Below are 13,792 nucleotides of genomic sequence, written 5' to 3'. Positions count from 1 at the left end.
GTAATATTTTCTGTTATTATCCTGAAGTTCACTGTTCGCAAGGAGTTTATTGGGAGATAAATGCTGATAATCCCATTGTGAATGTTGATAAAATCATTGCAGCAATCATAAGATAAACAATTAACTTAATTCTTCTTTGTCGTTTTGATTTTGATGCCATGCCGATAGCCTCCTTTTAGCAATACTACTATTTATTTTACATGGTATTTTATCATTGGACAAGTACATAATAGAATAAGATTCCTCGTCGTGTATATAGAACAATTTAAATGAAAGGATGGAAATAGGATGAATGAATTACGGATCGTACATCAATTTATTGAGCTCGTTCAAATTAATTCCGAAACGACAAAAGAGCGTGAGATAGCAGATTATATTTTAGATAAAATGAAAGATTTAGATCTTGAAGTATTAGAAGATGATAGTTACAAAGATACACAACACGAAGCTGGAAATATAATTGGCAAATTAACTGGAAAAAACGAAAATGCGGACAAGATTTATTTCACTGCTCATATGGATACAGTAACACCAGGAAATAATATTCAACCACAACAGAAGGATGGTTACATTATGTCAGATGGTAGCACCATACTAGGGGCGGATGATAAAGCAGGGATTGCAGCTATTTTTGAAACGATTCATCTCCTAAAAGAAAAGGATATCGAACATGGAGACATCTATTTTGCTATTATGAGTGGAGAGGAATCAGGATTAGTAGGTTCAAGACATTTTGACAAAAAGCATTTACCAGTGGATTATGGATATGCATTGGATAGTGATGGAACGGTAGGTCATATCATCACTTCTGCCCCTTCTCAAGCAAAGATCTATGCTACTATAACTGGTAAAGCGGCACACGCTGGTGTTCAACCCGAAAAAGGAGTATCTGCTATTAATATTACGGCCAAGGCGATTACTAAAATGTCACTTGGTCGTATTGATGAAGAGACGACAGCGAACATTGGAAGTTTTGAAGGTCGAGGCCCTACAAACGTTGTATGTGATGAAGTGTTGCTAGTTGCAGAAGCTCGTTCCCTGTCAAAAGCTAAGCTAGATACGCAAGTAGAAATGATGACAAATGCGTTAAAAGAAACAGCAGAGCAAATGAACGGGAAAGCAAAGGTTAATGTAGAATATATGTATCCTGCATACCATTTTAGTAAAGAAGACAAAGTGGTTAGGAATGCAATGGAAGCAGTGACAAAGATTGGACGAACTCCAAAACTCGTGAAAAGTGGTGGAGGTAGTGATGCAAACCACTTATCCGGAAAAGGGATTCCTACAGTTAACTTAGCAATTGGATATGAAAATATCCATACCAAACATGAAAAAATGCCGATAGAGGAATTATTAAAAATTCCAGAATTAATGATTGAAATCATTAAACAAGCAATTAAAAAGTAGTGAGAGAAAATGAATAAATGGTATCCGAAAAATGGTCGTGTAATCTTACATGTTGATATGAATAGCTTTTATGCGTCTGTTGAAATTGCCGATGACCCTAACTTAAAAAACAAGCCTGTGGCAATAGCGGGAAATCCAGATGAACGAAAAGGAATTATAGTAACAAGTAGTTATGAGGCAAGAAATAAAGGAGTAAAGACGACGATGCCTCTATGGGAAGCTAGAAAGCTATGTCCTGACTTAATAGTCATTCGTCCTAATTTCCCGCGCTATCGAGAAATTTCCCAACAAATCTTCAAGCATCTAGAAACGTACACAGAATTTGTGGAGCCAGTCTCTATAGATGAAGCCTATATGGATATAACAAAATGTGCACATATTGGCTCTCCTTTAGAAATCGCTAAAATGATTCGAGAGGAGCTTCGCAAGGAACTAGGTTTACCATGTAGTATTGGTATTTCCCCGAATAAATTCTTGGCTAAAATGGCTTCTGATATGAAAAAACCAAATGGAATTACTATATTACGTAAAAGAGATGTTGAGACAAGGCTATGGCCACTACTATTAGAGCAAATGTATGGCGTTGGAAAAAAAACAGCGGAAAAATTACAGAAATATGATATTCATACTATCGGTGATTTAGTAAGAGCAGATACGCATGCTTTAAAAGCAATATTAGGGGTGAATGGGGAAAGGCTACAAGCAAGGGCGAAAGGAGAGGATCCACGACCAGTAGATCCTGATCAGGCGCAAGCATTTAAAAGTATAGGCAGTTCCATGACTTTTCCAATGGATATTGATGAGTATGATGAGCTTATTGTACAACTACAAGACCTTTCTAAAAAGGTCGCTTTCCGGTTAGAAAGGAAAAAGGCAGTTGGAAATACCATTCAGCTTGTGATTCGTTATAACAATCGTCATACAGTTACACGCCGAATAAAATTACCTCATTTCATTGAGAAGCCAGAGCAGATCTTTTACTACAGTGAAACACTTTTAAGTAAGCATTGGAACGGTGAACCAGTTCGGTTATTGGGCATAACGATGCAGAATACGGAAAAAAAGGATGAATTATTTTATCAAATTAATCTTTTTGATTACCTTGATGAACTTCCGTAGTTTTAATCAAAAATTCGTCTAAATCGTTGGCGATTTGTGTATTAGTAAATACGGATTGTGCCTCCTGTAATAATTGATTGGACTCACTCTTATGAAATCTTGCGGAAATATGGGTTATAATTAACCGTTTTACTCTCGCTTCTTTAGCTAGATGGGCAGCTTGAATAGTGGTAGAATGAAAATAATCCCTTGCAAGCTGTCCTTGCTCCTTTGAAAAGGTCGCTTCATGAATGAGTAATGTTGCATTCTGCGCAAAAGCAATATGCTCCTCATTATACCTTGTATCACCGAATAAAACGATTACTCTTCCTTTTCTTGGCTTATCTATATATGGACTTGTATCGATTTCTTCCCCGCTTGGCAATGTTACAAAATCATTTTCTTTTATTTGTTGATAAACGGGGCCGGGTAATATATTGTCTTTCTTTAACCGATCGACAAGCAATTTACCTGGCAAATCTTTTTCTTCCATACGAAAGCCGTAGCTTGTAATTCCGTGATCTAATTTTTTACAATAGACTTTAAATTTACTATCCTCAAAAATTAAACCTTCTTCCAATTCTTTAAAATATATGGAATAAGAAAGCCTTGTGCCACTAATCTCTAAGCTAGTTTCCACAAATTCTCGGATACCTTTAGGACCATAGATAAAAACAGGCTCCCTACCAGCTTGAAATGCCCGACTGCTTAAAAAACCGGGGAGGCCAAAAATATGATCACCATGAAGATGTGTGATAAAAATCTTATTAATCTTTCTAGGACTGACAGTTGTATGAAGTATTTGATGCTGGCTAGCTTCGCCACAATCAAACATCCAAAATTCATTTAGTTCTTGTCGCAGATCTAACAGGATTGATGTAACATTTCGATTTTTGCTGGGCATTCCAGCTCCTGTACCGAGAAAAGTAACATTCATTTGATTCATTCCTTAAGGGTTGGTTAATTTTTTTCTGATTTGTATAGCTAAGCTTGGTATATCCGTAAATAATCCGTGTGCGCCTAATCGCAATACTCGAGCTATCGAGAAAGGATGATTAACCGTATAGACAGCCGTATAAATTTTTTCTGTCTTGGCTTTTTCGACTAATCGCTTGGATAATAATCGGTAGCGAATATGAAGACCTGTAACCCCTAATTCTTTAGCAAGTTGGACCAGATCGGGATTTCTTCTACTTGTTAAATAGGAGTATGGTATTGCACAATTAAGCTTTTGCAGACGCTTAAGACTCTTAAAATTAAAAGTCGAGATGACAGAAAGTTTTTCCATCTTATGTGCTTGGATTCTTTCACAAACAATTTTTTCAATGTGCTCATAATCAATGACACCATTTTTTAATTCTATATTCAGCTTTAACTTCTTCTTTTTATTCCATGCTAGTAACTGATCTAAAGTTGGGATGGTGGTATTGGAATAAGTAGAAGAAAACCATGACCCTGCATCTAATTCTTGGAGCTCTTTATATGTATAGTCTTGAACAAAACCAATTCCATCCGTCGTCCTTCTTACATTTTCATCATGAATGAGTACTGGTATTTGATCCTTCGTTAGTTGAACATCTGTTTCAATACCATCTGCTCCTTGTTTAGCAGCTAGTTCAAAAGCAGGCATTGTATTTTCTGGAGCTGCTTTACTTGCACCCCTATGTGCGTAAATAATTGGTGCCATTATAAATCCACTCCCGCCCTTTTAGTCTCTTCTGATTGTCTAGTATTTCTTATAAATTGTCAATGCTCTTATCATTCTTTACCTATTGTATTAATGATAGGACCTTTTTAGTCTTTATCCTTCGTTTTTGAGGTAATGTTTCGAATGGATGAATAAAGCAAATTACACCTTAAGAGCATGATTATTTCATTATAGGAAGGATAAACTAAAGTATCAATTAGTGAAAGGGTGTTAGCAGTAAATGGAAAAAGTGTTTATTAGTCCAGCGAAATATGTTCAAGGTAAAAATGTAATAGAAAATATTAGTCAATATGTAAAGGGAATGGGAGATCAAACCATTGTCATGGCAGATGAATTAGTTTGGGACATTGCGGGACATAAAGTAGTCAATGAATTAAAAAAAGGAAGTATAAAGTCCGAAGAGGTATTATTTAAGGGAGAGGCATCAAAGGAAGAGATTAACCGTATCTCACAAACCGCAAAGGATACAGGGGCAACTATAGTTGTAGGTGTAGGTGGTGGTAAAACCCTAGATACTGCAAAAGCAGTAGCAGATGACCTTGATGCCTATACGGTTATTATACCAACCGCTGCCTCTGCAGATGCACCAACTAGTGCACTTTCTGTCGTTTATTCCGATGACGGCATTTTCGAGTCCTATCGCTTCTATAATCGGAATCCTGATTTAATCCTAGTAGATACAAAGGTGATTGCAGAAGCACCGCCACGACTTTTAACTTCTGGTATCGCGGATGCTATGGCGACCTGGATTGAAGCAAGAAGTGTTATTCGGTTCGGGGGAAAGACAATGGCTGGTGGTGCAACAACAATTGCTGCAGAAGCAATTGCAGAAAAATGTGAGGAAACGTTATTTAAATATGGCCATCTAGCTTATGAATCAGCAAAAGCCAAAGTAGTAACACCTGCACTAGAGTATATCGTGGAAGCTAATACATTACTTAGTGGACTAGGCTTTGAGAGTGGGGGATTGGGAGCTGCACATGCTATTCATAATGGTTTTACGGCACTTAAAGGAGATATACACCACTTAACTCACGGGGAAAAGGTAGCTTTTGGTACATTAGTGCAGTTAGCCTTAGAAAAGCATAGACTAGAAGAAATTGAAAAATATCTTGGATTTTTTATTAGTCTGGATTTACCTGTAACGTTAGCTGATATCAAACTGAAGGATGCTACTAGAGAAGATATTATGAAAGTGGCAAAAGCTGCAACCATTGATGGCGAGACCATTCACCAAGCATTTCATATTACAGCAGATCAGGTAGTGGACGCGATCTTTGCTGCCGATCAGTACGCTAAAGCATATAAGAAAAAGCAGCAGTTATAATTTGATTAAAAGAATGTGACCTTATGGGTAGGTTAACGAATCAGGTCACATTTTTTTGTAAGGTAAGACAGATAAAAATATGATCCCAAAGAAAAAGAGAAGCGCATTGGGCAACGTCCACGACGCGCCTAGAAAATAGGTAGGCGACTTCCCGCACCACCCTGCGATAAGTCATCATCGGTTTTAAATGTGAATGAAGGCTGACTAAATACGGATTGTGCGTCCAATGTCGGCATACCCCTATGAAGGGACATATTTCCATAATCTCAGTTGTGCACTTCGTCGCTACGTTTCTAAACGGTCGCCCAGCGCTTTTATTGCTGCCATGCATGTATGTGTTTACTGACTAAGTCTTCGCTATATGGTAAAATAATTATAGGTGATGTGAATGAAATCGATCAATGGCAAAAAGGTTTTAATAACCGGGGCATCAAATGGTATTGGTGCTGCAGTGGCCCTTGAGCTTGCAAAAAGAGGGGCCATTCCGATTATGGTAGCTAGATCAAAAGACAAATTACAAACATTACAAAATAGATTAAAGGAAGATTTTCAAATTGAAGCTACGTACTATCCGGTTGATCTACTAAACCTTTCAGAGTGGAAACAAGTGATAGAACGAATAAAAATCGAAAATGTAGCGATAGATGCCATTATCAATAATGCAGGGATAGGTTTATTTGAATCATTAGACAAGATCGAGTGGAAAGAAGTAGAGAAAATGCTAAGACTTAATAACAAAGCATTGATATATACGACACATGCTTTTTTGCATCGGTTGAAACAGCGCCCAGAAGCTCACATTATTAATATAGCTTCACAAGCTGGCAAAATTGCCACACCAAAGTCTGCTGTTTATAGTGCAACGAAGTCTGGCGTGATCAGCTTTTCCAATGCTTTACGTCTCGAATTAATCGATACAAACATTCGAGTGATGACTGTTAATATTGGGCCTGTGAAAACAAACTTCTTTGACCATGCAGATCCATCAGGTAGTTACCAAAATAATGTAGCGAAATATATGTTAGATGCAGATTATGTGGCCAAGAAGATAGTCCAAGCAATGTTCACGAAAAAAAGGGAGATCAATTTGCCATACTGGATGCAAGTAGGCGCGATTGTTTATCAGCTTTTTCCAGCAACGATGGAAAAAGTTCTGCATAAGCAATTTCATTCAAAATAGGGGAGGTAGCAATTATGGAATTGACAATTACGAAAGATGCACTTCAAAAAATTAATACTCTAAATGATCGAAAGAAAGAGTGGATTCATTTAGCTTATGATACGGAAGATTGTGGTTGTGGGGTAAATGGTATGCCTACCTTTGAACTAAAGGATCAGATCGAGGACAATGAGAAGCGTGTTTCTTGTGATCAGTTTTCTGTTAGTGTCCATTACCAGCAAGCAGTGTTTTTTGCTAAAGAAATGACCCTTGACTTTAATGGACAAACCTTTCGACTATCCAGTCCTGAAGGGGTTCTAAACCCATTTATTCCACCATCTGTAATAGGTCACTAATAAGTGCAATCAAAAAAGTCGGTTTCTATTTACAAGGAACCGACTTTCATTTTGTTAACATTTTACATCAATATGACTACTCCTACTGCCCGAAATGATGATTTTACTACTTCTTCTAATTGGGATAGAACCCCTATTTATCGATGCTTTTCATATTTATTCTGTTTGGCAATATGAGCCACTTGTTCGAGTTGAGCTGTTGTAAAAGATTGTTCCAATGCTTTTACATTTTCGCTTAATTGAGTAGAGGAACTAGCCCCAGCTACAATGGAGGATACTGCCCCATTTTGGAGAGCATATTGGATGGCTAAACCGGTCAAAGTCTGGTCACTATTTAGTAGATCAATTAATTGCTTTATCGTGGAGAGTAGCTCATCCTGACGATAATCCAGATAGCCTTTCTGTGCTTTCGCTTGAGTAATCGATAAGGCATCCTTTGTAAGCATGCCTTTAGCAAGACTACCCCTAGTAACAACACTAATTTTTTGTTTCTGTAATAGTGGTAGTATCTCTTCTTCTGCTCTACGATCAAAAATACTATATTGCATCATGACACTTTGGATGCTTGCTTTATTGACAAACTGCTTAATGACATTAGGACGAATCGAAGAGATACCATAATAACGAATGACCCCTTCTTCGACGAGTTCTTCGAATGCTTCAATTGTTTCATCGATTGGATCCTCTATTGTTCCACCATGTAATTGGTATAAATCAATATGATCTGTTTGAAGACGCTTGAGACTACTTTTCACCTGTGATTTTATGTAAGCTTTTGACGGATCCCAATACCAGCTTCCATCTTCCTTCAGATGATTGCCAACCTTTGTAGCTAAAACAATATCATTTCTTCTTTTTTTAATAGCTTCTCCGACTATTTCTTCATTTCTACCTTGATCATATAAATCGGCAGTATCTAAATAATTGATTCCATAGTCGAGAGCTTGATCGATTATATAATTGGCTTGCTTTCGTTCCGTGCCGAGTGACATACATCCTAAAGCCAGCTCCGATACATATAAATTAGAGTCACCTAACTGTACCTTCCTCATCTACAAACATCCTCTCTTTATATAAATGGCTGTTCTTTTTCATTGTATATATAGCGATTAAGAAATACAATAATTGTAGCTCATCTGTAATGAGTGTAGATTATGTAGTAGAAGTATATTGTGGAACTAATTGTAGAAAAAGGAGCTTATGTGTAGTGAATTTAGAAGAAAAAACAATCCAAACAAAAGAAATTTTTGATGGCAAAATTATTAAGGTGCAGGTGGAGGATGTTACACTACCGAATGGGCATACTTCCAAACGAGAAATTATTAAGCATCCGGGAGCCGTTGCCGTAATTCCAATTACGAAGGATAATAAAATCATATTTGTGAAACAATATCGAAAACCGTTAGAAAAGGTTTTAGTAGAAATCCCTGCTGGTAAATTAGAAGAAGGAGAAGCACCAATTACTACAGCTCTTCGTGAGTTAGAGGAAGAAACCGGCTATACAACGAAGTCGTTACATTATGTAACATCCTTCTATACTTCACCAGGCTTTGCAGACGAGATTATTTATTTATATGAAACGAGCGATCTAGAGAAACTAGAGGTTGAAAAACAGCTGGATGAAGATGAATTTGTCGAGCTATTAGAATTAACATTAGAAGAAGCAGAGCATTTAATACAAAGTCAAGAAATACATGATGCGAAAACTGCTTATGCAATCCTTTATTTAAAAAGCAAAGGTATGAGATAAAACATGAATACATTTTTTGCCGATTTACACATTCATATTGGTAGGAACAAATTTGGAAAACCTGTGAAAATTACGGGTTCGAAGAGTTTAACAATTACTAATGTATTAAAAGAAGCTTCTGAACGAAAAGGAATGGATTTAGTTGGAGTAATCGATTGCCATGCTCCAGCAGTATTGAGTGAGCTTGAGGATGCTATTCAAGATCAGATGGCAGTCGAGCTAGAGGAGGGTGGAGTTCGTTATCAGAATACAACCCTACTATTGGGAAGTGAAATCGAAATATATGATAATCATTGCCGCGGTCCGATTCATGTCCTTTGCTATTTTCCAACCATTAATAAAATGAAGCAATTTTCTCAATGGTTAGTTGGGAAGATGAGGAATCTGGAGCTTAGCTCTCAACGCTTTTATGGGGAAGCGGTTGAATTGCAACGAACGGTGAAGGAGCTAGACGGATTGTTCATTCCTGCCCATATCTTTACCCCTTTTAAAAGTCTATATGGTAAAGGAGTGCACCGTAGTTTAAAGGAAGTATTAGATCCATCCCTAATAGATGCTATCGAACTTGGCTTAAGCTCTGATACACAAATGGCAGATCAAATAAAGGAATTACATGAATATCCCTTTTTGTCCAATTCAGATGCTCATTCCCTAGCGAAAATAGGAAGAGAGTATCAGCAATTACAGATGAAAGCAGCAAATTTTGATGAATGGTATAAAGCATTACGGAATGTAGATGGTAGAAAAATAATCGCTAACTATGGACTTAACCCTAAGTTAGGAAAATATCATAATACCGTATGTAAGGAATGTTTATCTCCAATAAAAGAGACTCCATGTCCACATTGTGGTGCCACATCCATGATAAAAGGTGTAGCAGATAGAATAATGGAGTTATCGAGTAATGGAGAGAGTCCAGAACGACCACCATATATTTATCAAGTCCCTCTAGAATATGTACCAGGACTTGGAAGGAAAACCTTTGAAAAGTTACTTGACCACTTCGGCAATGAAATGAACATCATTCACTTTGTTGAGAAAAACGACTTAATAGATGTAGTAGGTGAAAAAATAGCAAATTCTATCATTAATATTAGAAAAGGAAAAGTGGAGATTATTACTGGTGGCGGAGGTAGGTATGGCAAAATAACTTAATAAGTAAGTTCTATTTCTAGCATCCTTTTCATAGATTGAAATGAGACTATGTTCAAGGATGTGAAGGAAATGCTAAAGAAGAGAAATCATATTGTAGCACATTTAAACCAACACTATACTATTTATATATTTACTATTATCTTGTTTTTGACTGGGATCATTTTCGGAGCCATTATAGTGAATAGTATGTCATTTATTCAGAAACAAGATCTCTTTTTTTATTTAGAACGATTCTTCCAAAATTTTTTAGTGGAGGATGGCGTTACTCGTAAAGCTCTATTTCAAAATGCCATGCTTTACCATATACAGTTTCTTGCACTTCTTTTCTTCCTGGGACTAGCAGTTATTGGATTACCAATAATTTGGGTCCTATTATTCGTCAAAGGAGTAGCAATTGGTTTTACTGTTGGTTATTTTGTAAATCAACTTGGATGGAAGGGATTACTGTTCTCTTTTTCTGCCATTGCACCTCAGAACCTCATTGTTATACCTGTTTATATAATGGCGAGTGTTTTTGCAATGATCTTTTCCTTTACGTTAATACAAAGTATCTTTTCGAAACGGTATAAGCTTCCTGTACTGCAAGTGTTTTATCGTTATATTGCATTGTTCGTCCTTTTAATTATAGGAGCAAGTGTTGCAGCGGTTCTAGAAACAGTCGTTTCATTTGAATCGATGAAGCTTATATCTGAGCAAATTCTTAAATGATAACAATTTCAATTTAGAAATTAATATTATTTATCTAATTATAATAATTTTAATTGACAGTCGGAGGACCTCTATTTATAATTGTTTTGTAGGGAGGTCTTAGGTATGGAACATCGATTAGACCGTATCAAAAAAGAATTACATGCACAAAGCTATAAGTTAACCCCTCAAAGGGAAGCTACGGTTAGAGTACTTTTAGAACGGGAAGAAGATCATTTAAGTGCTGAGGATGTCTATTTATTAGTTAAAGATAAAGCACCTGAAATTGGCCTAGCAACAGTTTATCGAACATTAGAATTACTGACAGAGCTAAAAGTAGTAGATAAAATAAATTTTGGTGATGGTGTTTCTCGTTATGACCTTCGGAAGGAAGGGGCTAAGCATTTTCATCACCATCTAGTTTGTACAGAATGTGGGTCTGTAGAAGAAATAATGGATGATTTATTAGAAGAGGTTGAGGAAATCGTTCAGAAGGATTGGGGATTTCTCGTGAAGGATCATCGACTAACCTTCCATGGGATCTGTAGAGTATGTCAGGAAAATATGGAGGAAGAGGAGAAGAATTAGGTATATTTCTTCTTTTTTTTGGTATAAATTCTAATAGAATAATATTTTCTATTAGGAGAATCAAAATGTCTAAAATGATCAAAATTATATTAGAGATGACAAAGGTTTTGTTGATCTTTGTCATATGTACATTATTGTTTTATTATGTTATAAAGGCATTACACCAAGAGTATGAACAGCTGGACCGCTATGAAATGCCAAAAGGCAACGCAGTAGAGGTTTTCGAACAGGAGGAAAATGATCTCCTGGAAAGGATAAGTATATTTTTTCGATTGGGTGAATAGATCATGGATGACATGTTATATCCTGTAGAAGAATTCTATCATTATTTACGAATTGAGCGAGGCTTATCAAATAATACACTTCAGGCCTATCGCAGAGATTTATCGCATTATTATCAATTTTTAAATGAAAATAAAAAGCTTGAAAAATGGGATAATGTCTCTAGGCAAGATATCTTGCAATTTTTATATCATTTAAATGATACGGGAAAATCAACCTCGACGATTGCGAGAACACTATCTACGATTCGATTATTTCATCAGTTTTTGATTAGAGAATTTCAACTTTCTCAAGATCCGAGTTTACATATCGAAACACCAAGAACCGGAAGGAGACTTCCCAAGGTTCTTTCGACGGATGATGTAGAAAAACTACTAAGCATAGAGCCCAAAGACAAATATTCGATTCGTAACAAAGCAATGCTAGAAACACTTTATGCAACTGGCTTGCGCGTAACCGAATTAACCGATTTAACATTAGCAGATCTACATTTGACAATGGGCTTTGTGCGCTGTTTTGGTAAAGGCTCTAAGGAGCGTATTGTACCATTAGGTGACCTAGCAAAGGAATCGGTCGAAATGTACCTTGAACAGGCGAGGCCAATGTTAGTAAGCAAAAAAAATACGGAAAATGTATTTGTTAATCATCACGGAAATCGGTTATCACGTCAAGGTTTCTGGAAAATTATTAAGCAAATTGCCAAAGATGTAGGAATTGAAAAAGAAATATCTCCACATACATTAAGGCATTCCTTTGCTACACATTTATTAGAGAATGGTGCTGATTTAAGAGCTGTTCAAGAAATGCTTGGACACTCTGATATTTCAACCACTCAGATTTACACACATGTATCGAAGTCCCGCTTGAAAGATATTTACAAAGAGCATCATCCGAGAGCTTAGTCCGAAGATTACAGCACCCATTGACATTCGTTTAAACTTGTCAATGGGTGTTAACTTTCTCCTAAATAAAACTTGATTATTAGGTAACGTAAATTTTTCGCATAGTAGGTTAAACTATAGGGTAATGATTACTGGGAGGGAAAGAATATGTCACCATTTAAACGAATATTTTTAATTGTGTTAGATTCTGTAGGAATAGGCGAAGCTCCCGATGCAGAAGCCTTTCAAGATAAAGGAGCAGATACTTTAGGACATATTGCAGAACATCGAGGTGGCCTAAACATGCCAAATATTGCGAAGTTAGGATTAAGTAATATACGTGAAATAAAGGGCATTGAGCCAGCAGCTGAACCTAAAGCCTTTTATACCAAAATGCAAGAGGCATCAAATGGGAAGGATACGATGACTGGCCATTGGGAGATTATGGGACTAAGAATAGATACTCCATTTCGTACGTTTGAGCAATTTCCAGCTGAACTAATACATGCCCTTGAGAAAAAAACTGGACGTAATGTGATTGGAAATAAGCCTGCCTCTGGAACAGAGATAATTAAGGAACTGGGAGAAGAGCATATCAAAACAGGAAATTTAATTGTATATACCTCTGCTGATTCCGTTCTCCAAATCGCAGCACACGAGGAAATAGTCCCTATCCGAGAGTTATATAAAATTTGCGAAATTGCTCGTGAGTTAACGTTAGACGAAAAGTATATGATAGGGCGAGTCATTGCAAGGCCATTCATAGGGAAGCCAGGAGCCTTTGAGCGCACTTCTAACCGACATGATTATGCGCTGAAACCGTTTGGTAGAACAGTTATGAACGAATTAAAGGATGGTGGCTTTGACGTCATTGCACTTGGCAAAATTTCAGATATTTATGATGGTGAAGGAGTAACCGAAACAATTAGAACAAAGGATAATACAGATGGCATACAGAAGTTTATTGATTCCATGTCCAAATCCTTCCATGGTTTAAATTTTCTTAACCTAGTCGATTTTGATGCTAAATATGGTCATCGTAGAAATCCAGCTGGCTATGCAGAGGCTTTAGAAGCGTTTGATACAAGACTACCAGAAATTCTAGAGAATATTGGTACAGATGATTTATTGATCCTTACGGCAGATCATGGCAATGATCCAACCCACCACGGCACCGATCATACTAGAGAATTTGTACCATTACTAGTCTTTCATCAAAATATTACCAAGGCAAACCGATTACCAATTCGTGAAACTTTCGCGGATATCGGTGCAACCATTGCAGAAAATTTTGATGTGAAAAGGCCACAACATGGGACAAGCTTTTTACAGGATATTTTAGCTAATAGCTAACCGTTGGTTTAATGGAATTTCCTTGATATCATAATTGCTTA

General features: G+C 36.8%; 16 protein-coding genes. 12 read left to right on the top strand and 4 right to left on the bottom strand.

Annotated features, from left to right (window positions below):
• Positions 1 to 46: 46 nt before the first annotated feature.
• On the bottom strand, positions 47 to 160 hold the full coding sequence (prli42, locus tag ACZ5R4_RS03085; RefSeq protein WP_181397486.1) for a stressosome-associated protein Prli42: 114 nt from the start codon (positions 158 to 160) through the stop codon (positions 47 to 49).
• Between the two features lie 128 nt (positions 161 to 288).
• On the opposite strand from prli42, the gene ACZ5R4_RS03080 reads away from it, so the two are divergent.
• Entirely contained in the window at positions 289 to 1,407 is a 1,119-nt protein-coding gene (locus ACZ5R4_RS03080; RefSeq protein ID WP_277677917.1) for a M20/M25/M40 family metallo-hydrolase, read from the top strand.
• A gap of 9 nt (positions 1,408 to 1,416) precedes the next feature.
• The gene (locus ACZ5R4_RS03075) at positions 1,417 to 2,526 is read left to right on the top strand and encodes a DNA polymerase IV (protein WP_277677918.1); all 1,110 of its coding nucleotides are present in this window, start codon (positions 1,417 to 1,419) and stop codon (positions 2,524 to 2,526) included.
• Here ACZ5R4_RS03075 and rnz read toward each other — a convergent pair.
• Positions 2,492 to 3,442, bottom strand: coding sequence for a ribonuclease Z (rnz, locus tag ACZ5R4_RS03070; protein ID WP_464368465.1), 951 nt, complete (start codon positions 3,440 to 3,442; stop codon positions 2,492 to 2,494). The genes ACZ5R4_RS03075 and rnz overlap by 35 nt on opposite strands.
• A gap of 12 nt (positions 3,443 to 3,454) precedes the next feature.
• A complete protein-coding gene (locus ACZ5R4_RS03065; protein WP_464368059.1) occupies positions 3,455 to 4,192 on the bottom strand; it encodes a glycerophosphodiester phosphodiesterase in 738 nt (245 codons plus the stop codon).
• Positions 4,193 to 4,433: 241 nt separating this feature from the next.
• Here ACZ5R4_RS03065 and ACZ5R4_RS03060 point away from each other — a divergent pair, with 241 nt between their 5' ends.
• The 3 genes from ACZ5R4_RS03060 (at position 4,434) to ACZ5R4_RS03050 (ending at position 7,055) form a co-directional block, all read left to right on the top strand.
• Positions 4,434 to 5,540, top strand: coding sequence for a glycerol dehydrogenase (locus ACZ5R4_RS03060; RefSeq protein WP_109984222.1), 1,107 nt, complete (start codon positions 4,434 to 4,436; stop codon positions 5,538 to 5,540).
• Between the two features lie 388 nt (positions 5,541 to 5,928).
• Entirely contained in the window at positions 5,929 to 6,720 is a 792-nt protein-coding gene (locus ACZ5R4_RS03055; protein WP_464368058.1) for an SDR family NAD(P)-dependent oxidoreductase, read from the top strand.
• A 14-nt stretch (positions 6,721 to 6,734) separates the two neighbouring features.
• A complete protein-coding gene (locus ACZ5R4_RS03050; protein ID WP_109984224.1) occupies positions 6,735 to 7,055 on the top strand; it encodes an iron-sulfur cluster biosynthesis family protein in 321 nt (106 codons plus the stop codon).
• A 137-nt stretch (positions 7,056 to 7,192) separates the two neighbouring features.
• Here ACZ5R4_RS03050 and ACZ5R4_RS03045 read toward each other — a convergent pair whose 3' ends face one another.
• Positions 7,193 to 8,107: an aldo/keto reductase gene (locus ACZ5R4_RS03045; RefSeq protein WP_464368057.1), complete on the bottom strand. Its 915-nt coding sequence runs from the start codon at positions 8,105 to 8,107 to the stop codon at positions 7,193 to 7,195.
• Between the two features lie 155 nt (positions 8,108 to 8,262).
• Between ACZ5R4_RS03045 and ACZ5R4_RS03040 the strand changes: the two genes are divergently transcribed.
• The 7 genes from ACZ5R4_RS03040 (at position 8,263) to deoB (ending at position 13,751) form a co-directional block, all read left to right on the top strand.
• On the top strand, positions 8,263 to 8,805 hold the full coding sequence (locus ACZ5R4_RS03040) for an NUDIX domain-containing protein (RefSeq protein WP_245902303.1): 543 nt from the start codon (positions 8,263 to 8,265) through the stop codon (positions 8,803 to 8,805).
• Between the two features lie 3 nt (positions 8,806 to 8,808).
• Complete coding sequence (locus ACZ5R4_RS03035; protein ID WP_464368056.1) at positions 8,809 to 9,960, top strand: endonuclease Q family protein; 1,152 nt, start codon at positions 8,809 to 8,811, stop codon at positions 9,958 to 9,960.
• Positions 9,961 to 10,029: 69 nt separating this feature from the next.
• Entirely contained in the window at positions 10,030 to 10,668 is a 639-nt protein-coding gene (spoIIM, locus tag ACZ5R4_RS03030) for a stage II sporulation protein M (RefSeq protein WP_054859332.1), read from the top strand.
• A gap of 105 nt (positions 10,669 to 10,773) precedes the next feature.
• Entirely contained in the window at positions 10,774 to 11,235 is a 462-nt protein-coding gene (fur, locus tag ACZ5R4_RS03025) for a ferric iron uptake transcriptional regulator (RefSeq protein ID WP_109984228.1), read from the top strand.
• 65 nt (positions 11,236 to 11,300) lie between these two features.
• Entirely contained in the window at positions 11,301 to 11,519 is a 219-nt protein-coding gene (locus ACZ5R4_RS03020; protein ID WP_054787953.1) for a DUF4227 family protein, read from the top strand.
• Between the two features lie 12 nt (positions 11,520 to 11,531).
• A complete protein-coding gene (gene xerD / locus ACZ5R4_RS03015) occupies positions 11,532 to 12,419 on the top strand; it encodes a site-specific tyrosine recombinase XerD (RefSeq protein WP_109984599.1) in 888 nt (295 codons plus the stop codon).
• A gap of 147 nt (positions 12,420 to 12,566) precedes the next feature.
• Positions 12,567 to 13,751, top strand: coding sequence for a phosphopentomutase (gene deoB / locus ACZ5R4_RS03010; RefSeq protein ID WP_109984229.1), 1,185 nt, complete (start codon positions 12,567 to 12,569; stop codon positions 13,749 to 13,751).
• The last annotated feature ends 41 nt before the right edge of the window (positions 13,752 to 13,792 follow it).

The sequence above is a fragment of the Gracilibacillus sp. JCM 18860 genome (assembly GCF_055395245.1).
Note: the sequence above shows the minus strand (reverse complement) of the source record. Positions and strands in the feature narration are given on the sequence as shown.

What these genes read in the sequence shown, in the direction of transcription:
- prli42 (WP_181397486.1), bottom strand. Translation starts at nt 160, where the DNA reads ATGGCATCAAAATCAAAACGACAAAGAAGAATTAAGTTAATTGTTTAT.
- ACZ5R4_RS03080 (WP_277677917.1), top strand. Translation starts at nt 289, where the DNA reads ATGAATGAATTACGGATCGTACATCAATTTATTGAGCTCGTTCAAATT.
- ACZ5R4_RS03075 (WP_277677918.1), top strand. Translation starts at nt 1,417, where the DNA reads ATGAATAAATGGTATCCGAAAAATGGTCGTGTAATCTTACATGTTGAT.
- rnz (WP_464368465.1), bottom strand. Translation starts at nt 3,442, where the DNA reads ATGAATGTTACTTTTCTCGGTACAGGAGCTGGAATGCCCAGCAAAAAT.
- ACZ5R4_RS03065 (WP_464368059.1), bottom strand. Translation starts at nt 4,192, where the DNA reads ATGGCACCAATTATTTACGCACATAGGGGTGCAAGTAAAGCAGCTCCA.
- ACZ5R4_RS03060 (WP_109984222.1), top strand. Translation starts at nt 4,434, where the DNA reads ATGGAAAAAGTGTTTATTAGTCCAGCGAAATATGTTCAAGGTAAAAAT.
- ACZ5R4_RS03055 (WP_464368058.1), top strand. Translation starts at nt 5,929, where the DNA reads ATGAAATCGATCAATGGCAAAAAGGTTTTAATAACCGGGGCATCAAAT.
- ACZ5R4_RS03050 (WP_109984224.1), top strand. Translation starts at nt 6,735, where the DNA reads ATGGAATTGACAATTACGAAAGATGCACTTCAAAAAATTAATACTCTA.
- ACZ5R4_RS03045 (WP_464368057.1), bottom strand. Translation starts at nt 8,107, where the DNA reads ATGAGGAAGGTACAGTTAGGTGACTCTAATTTATATGTATCGGAGCTG.
- ACZ5R4_RS03035 (WP_464368056.1), top strand. Translation starts at nt 8,809, where the DNA reads ATGAATACATTTTTTGCCGATTTACACATTCATATTGGTAGGAACAAA.
- spoIIM (WP_054859332.1), top strand. Translation starts at nt 10,030, where the DNA reads ATGCTAAAGAAGAGAAATCATATTGTAGCACATTTAAACCAACACTAT.
- fur (WP_109984228.1), top strand. Translation starts at nt 10,774, where the DNA reads ATGGAACATCGATTAGACCGTATCAAAAAAGAATTACATGCACAAAGC.
- ACZ5R4_RS03020 (WP_054787953.1), top strand. Translation starts at nt 11,301, where the DNA reads ATGTCTAAAATGATCAAAATTATATTAGAGATGACAAAGGTTTTGTTG.
- xerD (WP_109984599.1), top strand. Translation starts at nt 11,532, where the DNA reads ATGTTATATCCTGTAGAAGAATTCTATCATTATTTACGAATTGAGCGA.
- deoB (WP_109984229.1), top strand. Translation starts at nt 12,567, where the DNA reads ATGTCACCATTTAAACGAATATTTTTAATTGTGTTAGATTCTGTAGGA.